The 22038-nt window shown below is 34.2% G+C and carries 23 protein-coding genes and 1 pseudogene; 4 read left to right on the top strand and 20 right to left on the bottom strand.

Features of this window, described 5'->3' with window-relative positions; genetic code table 11:
- Window positions 1-50 precede the first annotated feature (50 nt).
- From LC087_RS03130 to LC087_RS03090, 9 genes and pseudogenes are all read right to left on the bottom strand, one after another.
- The gene (locus tag LC087_RS03130) at window positions 51-326 is read right to left on the bottom strand and encodes an AbrB/MazE/SpoVT family DNA-binding domain-containing protein (protein ID WP_226539038.1); all 276 of its coding nucleotides are present in this window, start codon (window positions 324-326) and stop codon (window positions 51-53) included.
- A gap of 299 nt (window positions 327-625) precedes the next feature.
- Window positions 626-1759: a Ger(x)C family spore germination protein gene (locus tag LC087_RS03125; protein WP_226539037.1), complete on the bottom strand. Its 1134-nt coding sequence runs from the start codon at window positions 1757-1759 to the stop codon at window positions 626-628.
- A 95-nt stretch (window positions 1760-1854) separates the two neighbouring features.
- Window positions 1855-3072, bottom strand: a complete 1218-nt coding sequence (locus LC087_RS03120) for an ATP-binding protein (protein WP_226539036.1) — start codon at window positions 3070-3072, stop codon at window positions 1855-1857.
- A gap of 323 nt (window positions 3073-3395) precedes the next feature.
- The gene (locus tag LC087_RS03115; RefSeq protein ID WP_226539035.1) at window positions 3396-3851 is read right to left on the bottom strand and encodes a TlpA family protein disulfide reductase; all 456 of its coding nucleotides are present in this window, start codon (window positions 3849-3851) and stop codon (window positions 3396-3398) included.
- Between the two features lie 71 nt (window positions 3852-3922).
- A complete protein-coding gene (locus LC087_RS03110) occupies window positions 3923-4465 on the bottom strand; it encodes a peroxiredoxin (RefSeq protein ID WP_226539034.1) in 543 nt (180 codons plus the stop codon).
- A 439-nt stretch (window positions 4466-4904) separates the two neighbouring features.
- The gene (locus tag LC087_RS03105; protein WP_226539033.1) at window positions 4905-5147 is read right to left on the bottom strand and encodes a YkuS family protein; all 243 of its coding nucleotides are present in this window, start codon (window positions 5145-5147) and stop codon (window positions 4905-4907) included.
- A gap of 58 nt (window positions 5148-5205) precedes the next feature.
- Entirely contained in the window at window positions 5206-6327 is a 1122-nt protein-coding gene (locus LC087_RS03100; RefSeq protein WP_226539032.1) for an N-acetyldiaminopimelate deacetylase, read from the bottom strand.
- A 78-nt stretch (window positions 6328-6405) separates the two neighbouring features.
- A complete protein-coding gene (dapD, locus tag LC087_RS03095) occupies window positions 6406-7116 on the bottom strand; it encodes a 2,3,4,5-tetrahydropyridine-2,6-dicarboxylate N-acetyltransferase (RefSeq protein ID WP_226539031.1) in 711 nt (236 codons plus the stop codon).
- A 79-nt stretch (window positions 7117-7195) separates the two neighbouring features.
- Window positions 7196-8064: pseudogene (locus LC087_RS03090) on the bottom strand (LysR family transcriptional regulator).
- A 224-nt stretch (window positions 8065-8288) separates the two neighbouring features.
- Here LC087_RS03090 and LC087_RS03085 point away from each other — a divergent pair.
- Together LC087_RS03085 and LC087_RS03080 are read left to right on the top strand one after the other, a co-directional pair.
- Window positions 8289-9020, top strand: coding sequence for a sulfite exporter TauE/SafE family protein (locus LC087_RS03085; protein ID WP_226539029.1), 732 nt, complete (start codon window positions 8289-8291; stop codon window positions 9018-9020).
- A gap of 45 nt (window positions 9021-9065) precedes the next feature.
- Complete coding sequence (locus LC087_RS03080; protein ID WP_226539028.1) at window positions 9066-9443, top strand: VOC family protein; 378 nt, start codon at window positions 9066-9068, stop codon at window positions 9441-9443.
- Between the two features lie 43 nt (window positions 9444-9486).
- Here the strand turns inward: LC087_RS03080 and cbpB are convergent, their stop codons facing one another.
- From cbpB to fadH, 6 genes are all read right to left on the bottom strand, one after another.
- Window positions 9487-9915: a cyclic-di-AMP-binding protein CbpB gene (gene cbpB, locus LC087_RS03075; protein ID WP_226539027.1), complete on the bottom strand. Its 429-nt coding sequence runs from the start codon at window positions 9913-9915 to the stop codon at window positions 9487-9489.
- Between the two features lie 396 nt (window positions 9916-10311).
- The gene (locus LC087_RS03070) at window positions 10312-10830 is read right to left on the bottom strand and encodes a ribonuclease H-like YkuK family protein (protein ID WP_226539026.1); all 519 of its coding nucleotides are present in this window, start codon (window positions 10828-10830) and stop codon (window positions 10312-10314) included.
- A 240-nt stretch (window positions 10831-11070) separates the two neighbouring features.
- Window positions 11071-11298 carry a DUF1797 family protein gene (locus tag LC087_RS03065; RefSeq protein ID WP_226539025.1) on the bottom strand — a complete coding sequence of 76 codons (228 nt, stop codon included), beginning with the start codon at window positions 11296-11298 and terminating at the stop codon, window positions 11071-11073.
- A gap of 613 nt (window positions 11299-11911) precedes the next feature.
- Window positions 11912-12145 (bottom strand): phage holin family protein, encoded by a 234-nt coding sequence (locus LC087_RS03060; RefSeq protein ID WP_226539024.1) that lies wholly within the window; start codon window positions 12143-12145, stop codon window positions 11912-11914.
- 104 nt (window positions 12146-12249) lie between these two features.
- On the bottom strand, window positions 12250-13473 hold the full coding sequence (locus LC087_RS03055) for an EAL domain-containing protein (protein ID WP_226539023.1): 1224 nt from the start codon (window positions 13471-13473) through the stop codon (window positions 12250-12252).
- 239 nt (window positions 13474-13712) lie between these two features.
- The gene (fadH, locus tag LC087_RS03050; protein ID WP_226539022.1) at window positions 13713-14477 is read right to left on the bottom strand and encodes a 2,4-dienoyl-CoA reductase; all 765 of its coding nucleotides are present in this window, start codon (window positions 14475-14477) and stop codon (window positions 13713-13715) included.
- A gap of 196 nt (window positions 14478-14673) precedes the next feature.
- On the opposite strand from fadH, the gene LC087_RS03045 reads away from it, so the two are divergent.
- Window positions 14674-15525, top strand: coding sequence for a metallophosphoesterase (locus LC087_RS03045; protein ID WP_226539021.1), 852 nt, complete (start codon window positions 14674-14676; stop codon window positions 15523-15525).
- A gap of 46 nt (window positions 15526-15571) precedes the next feature.
- Here LC087_RS03045 and crcB read toward each other — a convergent pair whose 3' ends face one another.
- From crcB to LC087_RS03025, 5 genes are all read right to left on the bottom strand, one after another.
- Window positions 15572-15934, bottom strand: coding sequence for a fluoride efflux transporter CrcB (gene crcB, locus LC087_RS03040; RefSeq protein ID WP_226539020.1), 363 nt, complete (start codon window positions 15932-15934; stop codon window positions 15572-15574).
- Window positions 15927-16286 carry a fluoride efflux transporter FluC gene (locus LC087_RS03035; RefSeq protein ID WP_226539019.1) on the bottom strand — a complete coding sequence of 120 codons (360 nt, stop codon included), beginning with the start codon at window positions 16284-16286 and terminating at the stop codon, window positions 15927-15929. The genes crcB and LC087_RS03035 overlap by 8 nt, the downstream gene beginning before the upstream one ends.
- A gap of 144 nt (window positions 16287-16430) precedes the next feature.
- Entirely contained in the window at window positions 16431-18539 is a 2109-nt protein-coding gene (locus LC087_RS03030; protein ID WP_226539018.1) for an RNA degradosome polyphosphate kinase, read from the bottom strand.
- Between the two features lie 207 nt (window positions 18540-18746).
- Window positions 18747-18941 carry a hypothetical protein gene (locus LC087_RS19555; RefSeq protein WP_371932647.1) on the bottom strand — a complete coding sequence of 65 codons (195 nt, stop codon included), beginning with the start codon at window positions 18939-18941 and terminating at the stop codon, window positions 18747-18749.
- A gap of 14 nt (window positions 18942-18955) precedes the next feature.
- Window positions 18956-20284 (bottom strand): Ppx/GppA phosphatase family protein, encoded by a 1329-nt coding sequence (locus LC087_RS03025; RefSeq protein WP_371932646.1) that lies wholly within the window; start codon window positions 20282-20284, stop codon window positions 18956-18958.
- 459 nt (window positions 20285-20743) lie between these two features.
- On the opposite strand from LC087_RS03025, the gene LC087_RS03020 reads away from it, so the two are divergent.
- Window positions 20744-22021: an MFS transporter gene (locus tag LC087_RS03020; protein WP_226539016.1), complete on the top strand. Its 1278-nt coding sequence runs from the start codon at window positions 20744-20746 to the stop codon at window positions 22019-22021.
- Window positions 22022-22038: the final 17 nt, after the last annotated feature.

The following is a 22038-nucleotide window of genomic DNA, read 5'->3' as shown; positions in this document are numbered from 1 at the left end:
AAAAAAGCCGTCCAAAGTAATATGATACACTTCGGACGGTCTACTCTAATCTAATTGAGTCTTTTTTCAAGCTCTTCTTTAATGATTTCTGCCCCTTCTATACTTAGAACAACATTTCCTTCTGCTAAGACAATGTTATCATCTGAAATTTTTCCAGTTACAATACATTGTTTTGATGGTCTATACTTTTGTAAGATGATCTTTTCTTTATCAACGAAAATCTCCAATGGATCCCCTTCGTTAATTTGAAATGTTCTACGAAGCTCTTTAGGTATTACAATTCGACCTAGCTCATCAACTTTTCTCATGATCCCTGTACTTTTCATACCAATCGACTCCTCTCATTAATCATATAACAAACACAAATACATTTACATCCAATATAAGTTTATTATACCAGTGTTGCATCAAAAATACACGATATTTGCCTATTTATTTCAAAATTTACCTATATATAAAGAGACGAATAAAAAATAGAGAGGATTCCCCTTATCCTCTCTTCATTGACTGAACAAATCATGGACTAGCATTAGCTTATACGTAGCCACTTTTACTATATTCAACTTTCATTCATAACGATTGGACTTTTACCTTAAAAAACGGTTTTTTCAATATTTCATTTCCATTAGTCGATTACACCTGTACTGAATATTTTTAAATTAACATTTATATCATATTCAGAATTTGCATAAAGTTTTCTCCATTCTTCTTCATTTAGAGGTTCATTTTTAGTTTGACTATCGTAACTCTTCCCAAATCCTATTGGATCTGACTCCATAGATTTTAATTTTTCAAACAGGTCAACTGTTTTATCCTCTATTTTTTGTGCTATTTCTTTTTCTAATAATGCAATAATCCCTTTTTCACCCATCACTAGTTCTTCAGATATTTCAAGGAGCCTTGCATCAATGTTCAAGTCTACTTTAAATGAAGGAATTTTCTTATCTATTAATTTAATGGTTGAAGTTGATTTAATATTATCAATGGTTACAAAAACTTCATTTGTTGAAGTGACTCCCTTACCTGTTAATATATCTTGTAGTTTTTCTCTAGGGAATTCGAGCTCTAAAGTACCAGAGGTGAATTCATCTTTTACCACTTTTAAGAAAAAGCTTTCTTTTAAATCTATAAAGCCAACAAGCTTGTCTTTTTTAAAAAGCCCGGTCCCAATGATACTTACTAAATCTTCCTTTAAAGAAATCATCGGTAATGAAGGATCTTCACCAACCATATAATAGCTTTGTAAAAACTCATGTAAAGTACAGGATAAAATATGCTCTGATTCAATATTTTGCTTGATCAACTCATAAAACTTCGTTTTTGTTTCAATTGATTCCTGTAAATTTCTTTTAATAATATCCACTGCCTTTGCTTCACTTACAGAAAGATACATCATTGTTCCAATGGCTGAATCTCTTGCTAAAGTGTCAACAATGGAGAAAATCCCTTTTTCAGCTAAACTTTTTCCATATAAGGCAACCCTAATTTGACCTGACACAATCTTATAGCTACTTTGGGCATTTAATTCTTGTCTAATACCTTTACTTGTTTTAGATTGCCCAGAGAAAAACTTTAAATTATTGGGTTCAGCTGGATCAAATTGAAATGTGAGGTTACTCCCTTCAATCATACCTTCATCAATTAAGTCGTAACCAACCATGGTTGTAAGACCTACTTCTGAAATATACTCGGGCTCAACACAACTCGACATTAACACGACAAAACATACAACTGGTATAACCTTCATTCGATTAAGCACTGCATCACCTGTATAAAAAATACTCGTTCGTTTGGCATTAGTATGAACTAATTCAGGCCATTCAATGCAAAACTCATTTTAAATGTATACTATCCTTATTTAAAGAGAGGAATTTTAATATAAAAGACTGTCCCATTTTGATCACTAGTTGCGTTAATTGTCCCTTGATGGTTTTCAATAATTTTTCTTGATACAGATAACCCTAGTCCTGTTCCTTCTTCCTTTGTTGAGAAAAATGGATCAAAGATATGTCGTAAAACTCCTTTTGGAATCCCACCACCGTTATCTTTGAAAACAAATAATACAAAATCCCCTGCTTTTTTCACATCAATTTGTAGCTTTAGTAACCCTGCATGCTTTGTTGATTCTAATGAATTGCGAAATAAGTTTATGAATACTTGTAAAAGTTCCTCACGATCAACTTTAATCGAATGATCTTTTATATTCTTATGCGTATGGAAAGTAAGAGAAACATTGTGAAAGAGCGCTTCAGTACTTAAAAAGCTCCTAATATAATTGGAACACAAATCATTCAATAGATATATTTCAGTTGCAGAGCTATTAGGTTTCGCAATTCTTAAAAAGTCCGTAATAATTTTATTGGCACGATCTATTTCAGGAATTAACAAATTCTCTACTAGTAAAGAAAATTCTTGATCCGACCTTGATTTCCAAAGTTGTAAATACCCTCTAACTGTAGTAAGAGGATTGCGAATTTCATGAGCAATTCCAGCTGCAATTCGGCCTGCTAAAGCTTGTTTTTCAGATCGTTTAACACCTTCTAAAAATTCAAATGTTCCTATAACTCTTTGAATTTCACCATTTTCCGCTCTGATAACTTGGGTACTTAATAAGCCATAGTTATTATTGAATACCTCTTTATTTTTCATCACTCTTCCCGTGCGAAGAGTTTGCAACAAATAGATTTGATCATCAGGTATTTTCAAAAGATCTCGAATATGTGCACCGATGATGTCTTCTCTAACTACTTGAAAATCTCTAGCTGTTTGTAAGTTACACAATGTAATGACACCTTCGTTATTAATAAAGACGATATGATGAGTAATTAAATCAATGATAGAAAGTAATTGCTTTTCAATGTATTCAAAAAGATGCTCCATATTGTATTGCATTGTAAAAGATGTATCTATTATTTCCTGCTCATTTGATGAGATCATATTTTCTTCTTTTTTCATAATGGACCAGTTGGTTTCACTGTCCTTATATGTAAAAGAGAATGGTAATTGTTTTAGTAAGGCCTCATAAGCCTGAATTTGCTGTTTTAGTTTCTCTATTGTTCTATCTCTATCCATCTTCATAATTCCCTTCTTACGTTGAAAGTGTTTCATTTATTGCACAGAATTATAAATATTTCGTTCGTTTATCTTTATAATTGTAACTTATAAAAGAAAAAGCGTAAATGTACGGATAGAAAATATGGTATCGGTTTCACAATCCTACTAATAATAGAGGGGACATTAAGATTTGAGATCTCATAGAAAGGCTCCTTATTTGACTTTACAGGCAAAGTCGTACAAGGAGATCTTTTTGAGGAAAATTTCATAAAGAGGCTGGTTATTTTTATCTACCAAAGGGGAAATATCATACAGAATTCCCCTTTGATAGAAACGATCATCTACTCGTTTTTTTCCACTTCTGTAAGTACACGGTTTACCCTTTTTTCTAACATTTTCATTCCACTACCTCCAGCTTGAAAATGTCTTAACGCACCTTGTTTATCAAATACGTAATAAGCTGGAACATATTGATTTTCAAATGCATCCGTCAATGCATGCTTACCATCTACAAAAGTTGGTTGTGTAATATCATGCTCACTTGCTACTTTTTTTATTTCTTCAATATCTAAATCCCTCTCAGAACGAGGCATATGAACAGACACAACATTCAATTTATCTTTATATTGATCGCGAAACTGGTTAACATTCGGCATTGCATCTTTACAAAGATGACAGCTTATCGACCAAAAGTGAATAAGAGTTGGTTTTTCACCTATTAATTCACCTTTGGTTACTTGACCGTTTAACCATTCTGTTGCTCCTTCAAGTTCAGGCATTTGTTCTCGTAATTTCATGGCTATTTTTCCTCCTGGTGATATTCTCAAACTTAAAAGACCTAATACCAAATTAGGCCTTTTAATAGAAATTAAAGGGTAGATTCTCCTGGCTTCCAGTTTGCAGGACATAAACCACCTGTTTGAAGAGCTTGAAGAACACGTAAAGTTTCGTCTACGTCACGACCTATATTATTATGGTTCACAACTGCATATTGTAATTCACCTTCAGGGTTTACAATAAACAACCCTCGAAGGGCTACCCCTTCTTCCTCAATTAGTACTCCATACTCACGTGAAATGGTGTGATTGGTATCAGCAGCTAATGGATACTTTAATTCACCTAATCCATTATCTTTACGGTCTGTATTAATCCATGCTAAATGCGTATGTATTGTATCAGTTGAAACGCCAATGACTTCTGCGTCTAAATCTTCAAATTCATCATACCGGTCAGAAAGAGCTGTAATTTCTGTTGGACAAACAAACGTAAAGTCCATTGGATAGAAGAATAATACAGTCCATTTATCATTCTTCATATTTTCTTCTAGGCTAACCTTTGCAAATTCTTTATTTGGCATCACTGCGTCCATTTCAAAACGAGGTGCTTGTTTACCGATCATACGTTCCGCCATTGTTAATCCCTCCATATAAAATGCATTTAATTATATTGGAAACTTTTTTACGCCCCTGTACAAGTCTTATTATAGGAATATTGTGGGTCATAGTCAAATGAGAAAAGCGGAGGCGCCTTGTACAACCTCGACAAGTATAAGACGAATATGAAATGAAGGTGCTCTTTACCTTCATGCATATGTGGCTTATGACCTCGAGAGGTTAGGCGCTGAAGCTAGACAATGCGAAAAGCGGAAGCGCATGTTTAGCAATCAAAACAATATATATTTTCTTCCAGAACTATATTTCCAGATAAAGAATGATCCAAAAAATATTCTCAAACAAAAACCTTGATAAGAGCAAAAGCCAAAAATGCTATTTTTATATCAACATTTTTGGCTTTTAATTCGCTCACATCAAACATAAAATGGACTTTCTAGAAACCTTATTTCTTTAAAGTTAATGGATGGTTTCCTCTACTCTATGACAAATTTCATCTGGTGTCATACCCGAAGCATTGATGACTGCCCCTGATGTGACAGTATTTTGAATACCCATGACATTTGAATCTACACCCGTTATCACACAACATTCACAACCTTGTGCATCTTGCTCATTCTTTAATTGTACAACATCATATCCTTTTGTTTTCAATAAATCATATACATCTGTTAAGGATTGTTCTATACCAACTTTTGGCATGTTACCACCTCCTACAAATAGTAATGTGGCTCATACCTTTCGTCTTTATTCACCATTTTTAGCTCAAGTTCCCTTTCCAAGTCAAATAACGACTCAAATGTTCAACAGCCACTTCCAATGCTTTTTCGTTCGGTGCGAGGTTTGCATGATGAAGACCGTATTGAGAATCTACCCCTAACCAAAACATGAATCCTGGAATTTCTTTTAACATAAAACCAAAATCCTCTCCAGTCATAGCTTCTTGACACTCCACTACTTCAATCTTAGTTGACTTAGAAAATTGAATAAACTCATTGACTAATCTTTCATTGTTAAACACCTGATAATAGTTACTTCCGTAATCGATTTCAATTGTACAATTAAGCCCTATCTGTAACCCTTTCGTTAATTGCTCGATTCGTTCTTTTATTTTGCTCATAGAAGTGGCAGACAATGTTCGGATTGTCCCTTCTAAACGTGCTTGTTCAGCAATAATGTTTTGAACAGTTCCACCTGTAATTTTTCCAATCGTGACAACCGCACTATCAAGAGGGTCTATATTTCTAGAAACAATCGTTTGAAGATGGTTTACAAGTGAACAAGCTGCTACTACCATATCATTTGTATGATGTGGATAGGCGGCATGCCCGCCTTTACCTAATAATGTAATAAATAATTCTGATGTATTAGCAAATAAAAGACCTGGTTTTGTCGCAATGGTCCCTACTGGATATTCCGGTGCAATATGAAGAGCTGTAATCATATCAGGCTTCCATTCTTTCATAATAGACGACTGTACCATGGGCTTTGCTCCGCCTGGTCCCTCTTCTGCTGGTTGGAAAATAAAAAGTAAATGGTCATTTATGGGGTTGTCGACAAAGTGTTGAATTAGTCCTAAAGCGATGGTCATATGAAAATCATGTCCACATGCATGCATATTGTTTTCATGAATCGATTGAAAAGGTAAACCCGTTTGTTCCTTAATAGGTAATCCGTCCATATCCGCTCGATAAGCTAACGTTTTAACTGGATTTATCCCCTTAAGCATAACAAACAAGCCCGTTTCCCATTTTTTGATTTCTAATCTATTACAATTTAAACTTTCTAAATATTTGATAATATATTGTTGAGTCTTATATTCTTTAAAGCCCAGCTCAGGAATTTGATGCAAGTCTCTACGGGTTTTAATTAAATCAATCATGACTTTAATCACTCCTCCTTTCTTTAGAAAAAACCTTATCTTATAAAAAATCCTAGCATTAGCTGCTAGGATCATGAACTACAGTTGACGGAGTTCTTGTTTAATTTCTGTCTTTGATTTCGTTGAATCGTCAATCTCTTTTATTTTTCTAGCAGGTGTACCAGCTACTACGGTATTTGGTTCAACATCATCTACTACTACTGCTCCAGCAGCTACTACCGCTCCTTTTCCGACAGTAACACCTTCTAAAATAACGGCATTAGCGCCGATGACAACATCATCTTCAACAATCACTGGCTTAGCAGAAGGCGGTTCAATGACACCTGCTAAAACAGCACCTGCACCAATATGGCAGTTGTCACCAACAGTCGCTCTTCCTCCCATCACCACGTTCATGTCAATCATCGTCCCTTTTCCGACGACACAACCGATGTTAATAACGGCACCCATCATAATAACGGCATTATCACCAATTTCTACTTGGTCACGTATAATAGCACCTGGTTCAATTCTAGCTTTTATTTCTTTTAAATCTAACATCGGAATAGCAGAATTTCTGCGGTCATTTTCAATCACAAAATCCTCAATAGCGTCTTTATTCAGTTCCAATAGGGCTTTCATTTCCGACCACTCACCAAAAACGACTCCAGTATGGTCCTGTATAAACGTTTGAACATTAGAACCAAAATCAATTCCGTTTAAGTCACCTTTTAAATACACTTTTACAGGGGTCGATTTTTTACTATTAGATATATACGAAATAATTTCGTTGGCATCCATCATTTTCATCTTTATTCCTCCTACATTGTCTTTCTTATGTACTTCATTACTCTATCAAATCTTTAAGTGATTCACAATAATTATACATCTACCCTTCATTTTGTTGACGAATCACTTCAATAAAAGCCTGAACCTGTTTTAATTGAAAGGATGATTCGTATCCAATAAGCCAAGTATCCCTTATCATCGGCTGCCCTGAACGATTTTTTAAAGGAATTTTATTAACCACTTTATCATAATCACTTAAGGTTACAGATGGTAAAATAGCATAACCAATCCCATGATAATTTGCTTGCAAGTTTCAATTTGGTCAACCACAATTGTTCTTTTAGGTGAGGCTTGAAAATGATCATGCCACCAGTCTTGAATTTGTTGGTAATAAGAAGAATCACTTTTAAATTGAATAAACGGACGCTCCGTTAATTGCACGTCTTCAAATCGTTCTATTTCCGTATCCACTAAATAAAGCTGATCTGTTAGCAGATGATGTTTAACCCCTTTCCACATAGGGTTTCCACGAATAATTCCTATATGGATATGATCATCATATAAACTCTTAATAATTTCACTAGACCATCCCGTAATGAGAGATACTTTTGATTTAGGGTACTTTTGAACATACTGTTTTAATATATTCGGAAGCCAATGTTGACCAATAATTGATGCGACAGCAAGTTGGAGTGTCCCATGAACTTCTCCTTCTAGCTGCAAGATCCCTTCTTGTAATTTTTCTTCCTTATAAACAACCTCCTTTGCAAATTCAACAATTTTTTCTCCAGTTTGCGTCATGGTTAAACCTTTTTGAGATCGGAGAAACAGATGGTTCCCCCACTGTTTTTCTATGGACTGCAAACGTTGGGATAAGGCAGGTTGTGAAACAAAAAGGCGCTCGGCTGCTCTTCTCATATTCATTTCCTCTGCTAAAACGACTAGCATTTTAAAATCATTCATTTGCATAAACTAACTTCCTAACTACCCTTTTAGAGAACAAATACAAAGGATTCACTCCAATCAACCCATAAGTTTTTCTTATATTATATATTAATTTATTTAACATTTCATTATCAACATTCATTCCATATACTTAAAGTGACAATAAGAAACGTGAAAAACCATATTATAGAGGATATAACTTCCTCATGTACCGTAAAAGAACAAAAGATAAGGAGGTAAATAAAAGAGTGATTTGGTCATTATTTTTTTTAGGAATCATTGTTTCCTTTGTCGGAACTCTTGCGGGAGGAGGTGGACTTATCGGAATGCCCGTGATGCTTTTATTAGGTTTCCCAGTTCATTCTGCTATCGCAGCTAATAAATTTTCCAATACGATAAGTTCATTATCAAGTTTCACTTATTTACTAAAAAACGAACGTATCCAAGCAAACAAATTAGTGATGATTGCTCCAATTGCTACTTTTGGAGGAATTATGGGTGGACTCCTAACCACGATGATATCTCCAGAAAGAATGAATTATATTGCCTTAATCTTTTTGCTGGCAGCAGTTACGATTCAACTATATAAAGAACTTGTAACAACGACGGTCAAAGGTATCCCTTTTGACAAAAAACACTTATTATCAATTTTCGGGATTAGTACCTATGATGGTATGTTTGGTCCAGGTCAAGCGACTCTGTTGATGATCAGTTATTTAAAAGTAGGAGTCACTTACCTTAAAGCGATTACTTATACTAGATTTCAAACTTTATTAAGCTGCCTATCAAGTTTCACTATTTACCTTTTAGCAGGAACCGTTAATTGGTCTATGGCTCTTAGTTTAAGTTGCGGTACATTAATAGGAGCCCAAATTTCTGTAAGGGTAGCTGACAAAATATCCTCAAATCGAATAAAATGGATTTTGCAGTTGATGACCATTATCTTGATTTTAAATGTACTTTATTCAATATTTAAATGAAGTAGTATTGAATATTCGAATAACGATTGAAAGAGGGAATGTGAAATGAAGATTAATATTAAACGCATTGATCACGTTCAGCTATGTATACCAAAAGGCGAGGATAAAATAGCACGTCTTTTTTACCTAGAAATCCTTGGATTCAAGGAAATTAACAAGCCTAACAATCTAAAGAGAAACGGAGGATTTTGGTGTCAAAATGGCTCTGTCGAAATCCATATAGGGGTAGAAAACGAACCTCAAGGAAAAAGCAAAAGACATCCAGCCTTTGAAATTCAAAACTTACATTCAGTTCGAAATTACTTAGAAAAAAAGGGGGTAAAAATAAAAGAAGATCCTCCCATTCCAGGAAGAATACGATTTTCTATTTTTGATCCTTTTAATAATCGGATAGAATTTCTAGAATACAATGAATCACCGTGAACCCTTCCCCTCCATAATGGAGGGGGTAAGAGGAGGGTCACTATCAGCAATTTTTTTTCATTTGCTTTAAGATCACTCTTCTAGTGAAAATGCCTTCTAGTACATCATTTTCATTCACTACACAAAGAAATGGGTGATCAATCACTAAATTAATTGCTTTTTTTAACGTATCTTCCAATTTTAGCACTGGAATCTGGTTATTCATCACTTCTTCAACTTTCATCTTTTCAAGTCGTTCAAACTCAATCCTCTCAAGACCTAAGATCGAATCCATAATCTTATTTGTACTAATAAGCCCTTGAAGTTGAAAGTCTGGATTTAAAACTGGAATCGCAGCATAACCTGTTTTCGTTAAAACAAGCAATGCATGTTCTAAATTATTTCCTAATTGCACATGTGCAACTTTGTCCGCAGGTATCATTAAATCTTGAACAGCATAGCCAAGAAAACCTTCTGTTTGAAGACTGTACATTTTGTTTCTTCCTCTCATATGAAAAGATTCAATAATGTTGTCTATATATGCTTGTTCAAAAGGATCAGACGAAGTACAAAGCCACCTTTAGATTGCACTACCTTTTGAACAATCTCTATAAATATCAACTCCCCTATCAATATAACATAAAACTGCAAACAAATGTTTCAAAAAGGCCAAAGTCAGGCAAGCCTTTTTCAAATCGTGATCGTTCACACACTATTCTTTAATATTATATGAAACAGTAAAATGGATGTTGTTTAGTTTTTATAAAGACTTTCAAAAAGAGGAGAAAAAATGGCTTTCTTCAAGATAAGCAAACAACTTCAACCTAAACATTAGTCTGTTTTCAATTTTGAAGGAACATTTTTCGAAGGATCTAATGAATAGCAAGCTCTATTTTGTATATTTATTTGCATAACAAAAAGCAGTGTAGGAATCGGGCTTTATTTTCGCTTCTATTCCCATCGCCCTAATTCTTCCTGTCATTTCATGAATAAACTCCTTCGTTACACCTTTCTTTCCAATATCTAAATGAATTTCAAAGCGCAAGTCAGCTCCTTCATCTATCAGGGGGATGATTAACTCCATTAATTCATTTAAATAAGAATCCAAAAAGAGAATAGCAATTTCTTGACTTAAAGCCGTTTCAGTTGAAATTTTTTCATGAATACTTTTTATTTCTCGTTTCACATGGAAATTCTTTAAACATCCCCATGCTCCTTTACCAACTCGATGCAAATGAATGGCCGTTATAAACCTTGTTTCTTTTTGATGAACATGTGAATCTGTTCCAATCGACAAAACGAACATATTGAGAGGGTCTTTACATATGAAAGCTTTCAACCTTTCTATAACGGTATGAAAGGACATGCAATTTTCACTTACATTGTAAAAATTAAATGATTCTTCCATATATGATAACTCCTTTTAAAAAGGCATCCTCTATAAATATAACGTTAAATTTTTGAAATATGTTAACAAAAATTCAATTTTAACCTTTTCTTGTTTCTATATTTTTCACTGTATATCGACAATGACTACATATGTAAATTACATTTTGATTCGATTGAGCTGTTAATACCTTGGATAAAGAATCCTTTCTAAAACAATTTGGACAATTAACAGAAGGAAGATCCACGATGTTCATCTCCTTTATTGTAATAAATCATAAACCTCTATAGCGATTAAATCTATGTTATCAAACGAATAGGATTTTGTTTTTTCACCTTTATTATAAAGTTGAATTTGAAATATTTCTGTACTCTTTTCATATTTCACACTACACTTCTTATCTCCATCAACTTCAAAAAAACGTTCATTTACTTCATTATCTTCTTGAAGAGCTTGAAGTCTCTGAATAATTCCAATTAATTTAGACATGAATACACCTCATCAGCAATTTAATTTTTTCTATAACAGTCTATCCTTTATTGTTCACTTGAAATAGTTTATCTATAACTATCTTTTTCGTCAAATAAAAAAAGACCCTGGCCGGGAAAACCAGAATCTTTTTTATGAGAAACAAAGGGGAGTGGGGTTCTTTTGAACGAGAATATGTTACACGCTTAAGACGTTCATGACTAAATAAGTTGTGTACATTTATAATGATAATGATTATCAATGTCATTGTCAATATAAATTTACTATTTTTTTAGTGCGTGTTCAAAAAGTAGGGGGAAAAGGGCCTAGAAGAACGAGGCGACTAGTTAAAGGATCACAGGCTAAGTTCAGCCACGTCGCGAGAGCAACGTCTGCGCTAGCCCGTCCTGGGCATCGAAGCACCACAGTGTACGTACAGTATGGTTTACGGGCTAAAGGAGGAACGTCAACTAACATCGACCACGTCCTGTGGCCAACGCCTGCGCTAGCACATCGTGTGCATCGCCATCCTAGGGACGACGCTCGTGCTAGCCAATCCTGGCGTCGGAGCTTGTAATAGCGAGACAACAAAGTTATTCGACAGCAATTTTCATGACTTTTTGAACAACCTCTTTTAAGACGTTAACATATTATAAATAATGTATGCTAAGGTTAAAATCGCTAACAACATATACGTAATAAATATTGGGTTTCTTAAATAGGGGTGTTTTTGAACATTTTTGTTTATTTGTGTATCCATTACTTGTTGACGTTGGTCCATTTTCCTTCCATCTTTCCAAGTAACGATTAAACCACCAATAGCAATGAGAAAACCGATAATGGCTAGAATAATATGCATGTAATACATGTTGACTCCCCTTACTCTTCTGTATGAAATAAAAGTACTTGGAGTTAGTATCTTTTACTATTGATAAAACTATACAAAATTGCACAAGTAAAAAACCACATCGTTTAGAGAAGTCCATCCTGTTCATACAAAAAAGCATAAGGTAAATCCATAAATAAATAATGAAGTTCATTCAACGGATAACTAAATGTTCGAATGATTTCTCCGGATTCTATATCACTATAAAGATCACTTAAAAACCCTTTTTTATCTCGCCTCATTCGATCCACATTCTCTAAAAAATAGGGACGCCAACTCCAGTTTTTATCTTGGTAATCTCTTTGTAATTCCCACTGTTTTCCCGTTCTCAAAATATTGCTAGATTTTTGATAACCATCTTCATCGCAAATATAAATTCTAAAGCAACAATCTGAAAACTGCTCTGTCAAATCAATAATTAATTGATCAAACTCCTGTGTAAGGTTCCTACGTTTATTTAAGGATTGGGCAACTCGGCTATTTAGTTGATCTTCAAAAATAAACAATGAATCAAGCTTAGCTTTTTCTAGTTTGATATATTCACGAAACTCTTCTTTCAGTTTTCTTTTCCCTTCATCACTAGAAAAACAAATATAATCGTCTGTTTTAGTTTTCAAATAGTCTCCTTGAAGCATTTGCCCTCCATTTTTCCACGCATATTGAAGTTGGTAGCTTGTATCAATTTTTTCATACAACAATCCTGCACCAATTTTTCTTGCTAAAAGAGAAATGGAATAAAGGACATCATGATATGATTGGCTAGGAGTTTTTAAACGAAAAGGAGACAAATCAATTTTCAAAAAATGCGGTTCAAGCCTTGCAATACGATTTAAATTACTACTTTCCTTCCCTATATGATCAGCAGCCACTTTGATCCCAAATGTTCGATAGTAGTTCAGTAAATGACAAAGCTGTTCGATATCTCCTTTATATTGATGCTCTGAAATTTGCAATACTATTCGATTAAGTTGAATTCCTTCATCCTTATATTGAAGTAATGTCTTTAAAAAACTTTCTCCTCTATCAATCATCAGAAGATTTACATTTCTTTTCAAAAATATCAAACCAACGTTATTCGATTGAGGTGAGATGGTTTGAAGTGCTTTATGTAAGATAATATTATCAATTTCTAATCGATACTCTTCGGGAATGGTATCATCTGAAAAAAAAAGCCCTAAACTAAAGGAGTTCTCATTCGAAATATGACCCAATACATCATAGCCAATAATTGCTTGTTCATCAGCACTGAAAATAGCTTGATAAGATGGATGGACTTTCTCTTTGCTCGTTAAAATATCTAATGCATCCATATAAAAAAACACCACCTCAATATCATTATACCCTAATATTATAACATATCATGGAAAATAAAATGAAATGATTGTATGTATAGGATTGAGTCAAGCCTTTGTGAGAGTTTTTTTATACAGAACTTTTGTTTTGTGTAATTTCAGTATAAAGATAGGTTCATCACATCACTTGACTATTCCTAAAAAGCCTAGACTGACATAGTCTAGGCTTTCTTGAGAATGTAAGCGTTTAATTTTTTTTAGAAAGGAAAAGCATTTAACCATTGTCCACCATCCATTGTAATACAATCCCCATTTATAAAACCTGCTTCTTCTGAGAATAAGAAACTTGCTAAACCGGCTATTTCTTCTGGTGTTCCAACTCTTTTAAGAGGTACACTTTGAATCGTACGTTTTGCAGCCTCTTCTGATTGGAATAGTTTTTCTGCTCCACCTGTTCTTTCGATCGGGCCAGGCGCAATTGCATTGACACGTATTCCATACTTCGATCCCCATTCAACTGCCAACGTTCTTGTCATCGTTAAAACTCCTGCTTTAGCTGATGCAGAATGAATAACCCCTGCTCCAGCATTCCAAGCATAAGTGGCAACCATATTAATAATTGACCCTTTAATCCCCTTTTCAATCCAATAGTTTCCTACTGCTGAGCTACAATAAAATGTACCATTTAATACGATATTAATAACCGAATTCCAACCATTAAAAGATAGTTTTTCCGCCGGGCAAAGGAAGTTACCCGCCGCGTTATTCACTAACCCATCAATGGTGCCAAAAGTCTTATCCGTCGTTTCAACCATACGCTGGACATCTTCTGGTTCTCTAACATCCATTTGAACGGTCAAAACTTGTCCTTCAAACGTTTCTATTTCTTTTTTAGTTTCTAGTAATCTCTCTTCGTTTCTACCAGTTATAACTACATTTGCCCCATCTTTTGCGAAGCGTGCTGCCATAGCTTTTCCCATTCCACTAGATCCACCAGTTACAATAATTACTTTTTTCTTCACTTTTCCATCCCCTTTAATTAAAAAAATGAATGATCACTCATTATTTTACCATATATAATCAATTATTTCTTTATAATTTTCTGAAAATCTAATAAAAGAATCTGAAGGCAATATTTATAAAGAAATTTTGATAGAAAGATACCTTTTTTTTGCTAAAATTTAGTTTAAACATCTTAATAGATTAAGAGGTAATTACATGACAAAAGTTAACCGTAGGAAATTTTTAAAAAAAGCCATTTTAGCCACATCAGGGATAGGAGTCGCCCTATTTTCTTATAGTTATGCTTTTTACATAGAGCCTAGAAGGCTTGAAATAAACCCCATTTTAGTTAAGCATAAAAAAATCCCGACATCCTTTGATGGCTTTACTATTGCTCAATTTAGTGATACTCACCTTAGTAGTGACTACTCATTAGAAAAATTACAAACTACTGTTTACAAAATAAACCATCTATCACCTGATTTAATTGTTTTTTCAGGTGATTTAATTGATTTGGCTAACAAGTTTGAACGACCCGAAAAAATTAGTCCCATACTCAAAAAACTACAGGCTCCTTTCGGAAAGTTATCTATTTATGGTAATCACGATCACGGAGGGTATGGAACTGAACTTTACCAACAAATTATGGTTGAGGCAAACTTTACACTATTAAAAAATGATCTAAAGGTTCTTACCATGCCTGGGGGAGATCGTATTCAAATTGCAGGGTTAGATGATGTTATGTTAGGTCTCCCTAATTTTGAGGTCATGTTACAACGTCAACAAGACTTATTTACCATTTTATTGGCTCATGAGCCCGATATTGCTGATCAATCAAAGAACTACCCTATTCATTTACAGCTTTCTGGACATAGTCATGGTGGTCAAATAGCTCTACCTTTTATAGGTCCAATTATCACTCCTCCACATGGACAAAAATATCCTAAAGGTAGATATGAACTAGATGGATTAACACTTTATACAAATAAAGGAATTGGGATGACACGAATACCTGCAAGACTTTTCTCAGTACCTGAAATAACCCTTTTTACGTTGCGATCCATTTAAAAAAGGTATTCAGTCAGAAAATCGCTGAATACCTTCTTCACATTCCTTAGCTTAGTTGATATCCTAAATAAAAAAACAATACACTTCCTACTACAGTCAGTCCTATATAAAAGGCAGCAATAAAAAAATAGCGATCTTTAATTAATTGAAAGGCTTCAACACTAAAGGTGGAAAAAGTAGTAAATGAACCAAAAAAACCAATAGAAATAAATAATTGTGCCCATTCAAATACAATATATTGATAACTAACAGCTAAACCGAAGGAACCTATCCAGTTCACGATTAGCATAGCAGTGGGAAATTTCTTCATGACAGACCTTTCTTTTATAGTCATCCCGATCTGAAAGCGCATGATCGCTCCAAATGCGCCCCCAAATGAAACAAGAAGGATGGAAAATATGCTATCCATTGACTCGCTCCTTTCGAATAAGAGTTTGTCCTAACATATAGCCCACAAAAGCAAATCCTATTCCCAAAATAGTTGTAATTACACCATAAACAATCGCATGACCATTAACAATTTCACCAGCAAATGTGGACATGGTCGTAAATGAGCCACAAAATCCCGTTCCAAAAAACAATTTTAGCTTTTCATCCTTCCACCGAAAAGTAAATAAAAAAGTCAATAGCCCTAGCAAAAAACTACCGATAACATTCACTATTAATGTTGGATACATTGTTGGAAAAAGGGAGTAAGTAGCATAGCGAAACAATGCCCCTCCCATCCCTCCTAGACCTACATAAAGATATTTTTTTATCATACAGTTGACACAATCCTTTAGAAGAGAATTTACTATATGCATATAGTTCCATTAAACCCCAGTTCGAAAAAATAAAGAAAGATAAAAAACCTAACTTGTAAAGTTAGGCATCTTCTTAAGCAAGAAATTCACATCCATTAAATCTCATTCCTCATCTTCTAAAACGCGATAAGCCATCCCAAATAAAACTAATTGACAATCAACCTCTGCGTCTCCTGGTTCACGTTTCACATAATGATACTCACCGTTTTCATCTTGTTCCCTTGCTTTCAAGTTGTCTGCCAATTGAACAGCAAACACATTTTTCAAACGGTTTTTAGTATGCTTATCATAAACAGGAAATGAAATTTCCACTCTCTTTTCCATGTTTCTTGTCATTAAATCAGCAGAAGATAAAAACATTTTCTCTTCCCCATTGTGAAAAAAGTAATAAATTCGACTATGTTCTAGAAAGCGTCCAACAATACTTCTCACTCTAATATTTTCACTCACACTAGGTACTCCAGGTTTCAAGCAACAAATACCTCTAACAATCAAATCAATCTTAACACCAGCACATGATGCCTCATAAAGTTTCATAATCAAGTGCTTATCAGTCAATGAATTCATTTTAGCAATGATTCGACCATTTTGAAACTGTTTCTGAAACTGGATTTCACGTTCAATTAAATGCAAGAAATCTCTTCTTATGTCAAAAGGAGCCACAGAAATTTGATGAAAGTGAGGTTTTTCTGTATACCCACTTAAATAATTAAAAAAGTTCGTAGCATCTATCCCAAACTTAGAGTCTGATGTCATAATTCCCATATCTGTATAAAGTTTTGCAGTTGCATCATTATAATTTCCAGTACCTAAATGAACAAACCGTTCGATTTTCCCATTTCGTCTTCTAACGACAAGAGTAATCTTACTATGAGTTTTCAAATAGGTCATACCATATATAACATGACAGCCGGATTTTTCTAGCTCTTTCGCCCATTGGACATTGTTTTCTTCATCGAAGCGAGCTTTGAGTTCGACTAATACGGTTACTTGCTTGCCATTCTCCGCCGCCCTTTTTAATCCTTCAATGATTGGTGAATCACCACTTACTCGGTACAATGTCTGCTTAATGGCCAGTACATCTGGATCATCTGCAGCTTCCGCAATAAAGTCTACGACCGGTTCAAAGGATTCATATGGATGATGTAAAAAGATATCCTTTTCTGAAACGACCTCAAATAAGTCTTCATCAGATGCTAAGTCTCTTGGTGGCTGAGGAATTAACGTCTCATATATTAATGTTTCATTTGTTTGCGAGAGTTTTTTATAAAAACCGAATAAACAAGTTAAATCTAAAGGTCCATTAATTTGATATACGTCTTTTTCATGTATCTCAAGCTCTTCTAATAAGTATGATAATACTCGTTCATCAAATTTACCTGATTTCACCTCTAAACGGATGGCCGATCCCCATTTCCTTTTCTTTAACTCTTTTTCTATTTCCTTCAGCAGGTCCCTTGCACCTTCTTCATGAATCGTCATATCAGCATTTCTTGTAATTCTAAATTCGGAAACAGATAAAACCCTATATCCATAAAACAGTTTTTCAATAAAATGACTAATGACATCCTCCAACATTATAAAACGATCACCATCTGTTTTTTCACCTACATTAACAAACCGGTTAAGAACGGATGGGACTTGAACAATCGCAGTTTTAATGCGATTTTCCTCTATCTCATCCTCATCATCAAGCAAAATAGCCAAGTTTAAGCTTTTATTTAGTAAAATGGGAAACGGCCGATAAGCGTCGACTGCCATTGGCGTGAGTACAGGGAACACTTGATCATCAAAAAACATTTCCAGCTCTTTTTTTTCTACTTCTGAAAGATCCTCCATTGATACAATCTCTATATTTTCATCTTTCAATTCTGGCAATAAACCTTCAGTAAATGTTTTATATTGAAGACTGACTAGTTCATGCGTGTTTTCTGAAATATGAGTAAGCTGCTGCTTTGGTGTCATACCTGCTTTATTCTCAGGTTTATTGAAGCCTGCTTTTACTTGGTCTTTTAAGCCTGCAACGCGAACCATAAAGAACTCGTCCAAATTGGAACTAAAAATAGCTAAAAATTTCATTCTTTCTAATAAAGGATTTCGTTGATCAATAGACTCCTCTAAGACTCGTTTATTAAATGCTAGCCAACTTAATTCACGATTATTATAAAATTGAGGAAGACCTAAATTGACTGTCTTCTTAACTTTTTCCATAATATATCATCCCTTTAAATAACTAGATTGGTAGCCATTACTTTCATTATATTATAAAAATCATTGTTTTTGGATATTTCAACTTACTGAAACTAAGAAAAGCTTAAGGCGCTCGTTTTATGAGAAATGACAAAAACAAATTTTACCATATATTGAACAACCATCTATTTTTCCGATGTTGAAGAAATAGTATTTACTACAAGTGGTTTACATCCTACTATTGAAGAAAAAAAAATGAAATGAAATAGTCATTTTTAATGCTTTTTCTAATTGTTTCTTTTGTTTTTCAACTTGATATTGTTCCGGTTGATAATTTGCTAAACAACCGATATAAAACGAAAGATGGTTCCCGTTGGTCTCTAAACGAAAGCAATCGATTACTTTTCTTTTCGTCGAATTCATACTGGAAGCCATTTTTAATATAGCCCTAATATTCGCAGCTTTTTTTGCTCTTCTCTTGTAAACCATAAGCGAAATGGATGAAGGTATTGTTTAAACGTCGCCTTATTTTTAAATGAGGCTAATAAAGCAATTGTCAACCTCTGTTTATGAAGCATTCCATCAATGGTTCGATTGGCTAATAAATAAAACGAATGTTGACTGCTTGATTCCGAGTCAATATACTGACCTAAATTATATACATATGATGCTTTATTAATATAAAAGTAGTCATCATCAGAGAATGACATTAGCGATAGCTTTTCAAGTTCCTCCATCATTGTTTTTGCAGTATGAGCAATATGAAAAGAGTGATTAACATCAATTTCATACTCTTCCGCCAATTCATGAAAGCTCTCTTCCAACACATTTGGGAAAACAGAAATTTGAAAAGTTCTCATTAATTCTTCATAAAACACACCATCTCTCAATCCTTTTCGGCTAAGGCAAAAGCTTGTTGCATTCACACAGTCATATAAAGAGAGAAACACTTCAGATGCTGGAATAATTACATCTACTCGATCAGACGATAAACCTTCAACTCTTTCTAATTGCTCCACTGTTTTTCCTTGTAAATAACTTTTAACCGAAGATAGGTCGTCACGTTTCATCTTATATTGATGAACACCAGCTAATGGATATTTTTTGATAGCTTGATCTATTTGAACTACATTTCTAGCACTTCCACCTATCGCAATAATGGGCAATTGTTTATTGTTTAACCACGACAGACTAGAAAATTGTTGTTTTAAAAAGAAACTAATTTTAGCTAATTCAGTCTCCGTTGGTAATTCCCCTGCAACAAACATTTGTTTCAATGATAATACCCCAAAAGGAAAACTATGAAATTCTTTTATTTCACGTTGATTAAAATAAGTAATTTCCGTACTCCCTCCACCAATATCAATTGTAATTCCTTCTTCAAATGGTGTTGAGTTGACAACCGCTAAAAAACCAAAAAATGCCTCCTCATACTCTGATATAACGCGAAAGTCTAAATCAGTTTTATCCTTCACTTGTTGCATGATTTCTCTTTGATTTGTGGACTGGCGAACAGTTGCAGTCGCCACGCACTTTATTTTAGCAACAGGATAAGAAGCGATAACTTCACGAAAACTAGTTAGCGTGTTAATCAAAACCGTGATTCCTTCGGGACTCAATTGACTCTGAGAGTTTAAATAGTTTCTCAACCTTGCAACGACTTTTACATTTTGAATCTCTTTGAATCGACCAATTTGATCAATTTGATAAATGACTAAACGAATGGTATTAGATCCAACATCAATAATGGCATAATTTTTCTTCATTTTAAACATCCTATCTTTCGAGCTATTATCTTTATCTTACCCTTTATTAAAGCTGACGAAAAGGGAAATACTATATTTAAAGAGGTTGTTTTTGGTAAGTAAGCTTTTTTGTCTAGGTAAGAGGATTTAGTAATCAATTAATCGAAAATAACCTAGGTGTTCACCAATAATTTGTGTGAAAAATACACATGTTTGTTTCTTTTTTGATAATATAGAAAAGGATATACTTTTCCTTATCACATTTCTTGTTATTTTCTTTAAGGGGTTGTTCAAAAAGTCCTAAAAAAATGTCGGTTGAATAACTTTGTTGGTTTGCTTTTCCGCTCCTCATGTACCAAGAACGTACACTGTGAGTGCTCAAAGCTACACCGCCTCGTTCTTCAGCGTCCTTTTTTCCCTACTTTTTGAACACGCACTATAATAATATTCGCTTGAAGAACTATTGTTGGAGGATTTTCGATGGATATCTTTAAAAACAAGAACTTTGTTAAATTGTTTCTAGCTGCTCTGATGTCTCAAATTGGGACAACCATTGGTAACATGGCTTTCGCCTTTTACCTACTGGATCGTTTTAGAGATCAACCTTATTATGCTACGATTGCCGAATTAATGTATTCAATCCCAACAATCTTCGTTTTCTTTTTTGTTGGTGTATTAGCGGATCGTTTTGACAGAAAAAAGATTGCAGAAAACTGCGATTGGATTAGAGCTTTCATCACATTACTCATTTTCTTTGCGCTCTATTTAAATTCCATTCCTTTAATCTTTCTATTGCTGTTTTTAAGAAGTTCGATAACAAAGTTTTTCTTTCCTGCAGAAAACAGTTTAGTACAAGGGATTTTAAGAAGAGACCAATATTCAACTGCTGCTGGACTTAATCAACTTTTATTTAGTATTTTTATGGTTTTTGGAGTTGGTCTCGGCGGATTAACCTATACCTATTTTGGCATTCACGGTGCGGTTGTAATCGATGGAATTAGCTTTATCATTTCGGCCTTGTTTATAAGGTCGTGTCATATTCCAAAAGAAGCTAGACTTCCTAATGGAAAAGTAACGTGGAAAGATTTAAATATTAGATCGACTTTTCGAGATTATAAAGAAGGGATTGTATATATTTTAAAGAATCGCTTTTTAACCCTTATCCTATTCGGTTTCTTTATTTTCGGTTTAATGACAGGCAGTTTTGCCATTCTTCCAATGTTTACGATGGCTTATGAATTATCACCAGACCATGTTGAAAAACATGCAGCCTATTTTTCCATAAGCTTGGGGATTGGATTATTAATCGGAAACTTATTAGCTACCTATTTTGCAAATAAAGTGAAAACGTATCAACTTTTTATATTTCCTATCTTTATTACATCACTCCTTGTCTTAATATTAGGCTATACGAGTACTCTATCCGTTTATTTAAGTATCGTCTTTATCATTGGAATTTGCTTAGCACCTGTTAATGTCGCTATTGGCGGTTGGCTACCAAAGGTTGTTCACCCTAAATTAATGGGGAGAGTGAGTGGTTGGATAGATCCTTTGATGATGTTTTCCCAATCTTTAACCTTGACTTTAATCGCCCTTTTATTTCCAAACATTATTGCAAATATTGATTACGTCTATTATGGGGTAAGTGCTATTTTATTTATTGTGTTTGTCTTTTATTTTCTCACCTTGCCTCGCCTAAGTATGGTTATGGAGAAGAGCTACGAGAGAAAAGCAAAGAACAGGCTAGAAAGTATTTAACTTTCAGCCTGTGTTTT

The organism is Bacillus carboniphilus, from assembly GCF_020524035.2.
Taxonomy (GTDB): Bacteria; Bacillota; Bacilli; order Bacillales; family JAIVKR01; genus Bacillus_CC.
This window is presented reverse-complemented; position numbering and strand designations above follow the sequence as displayed.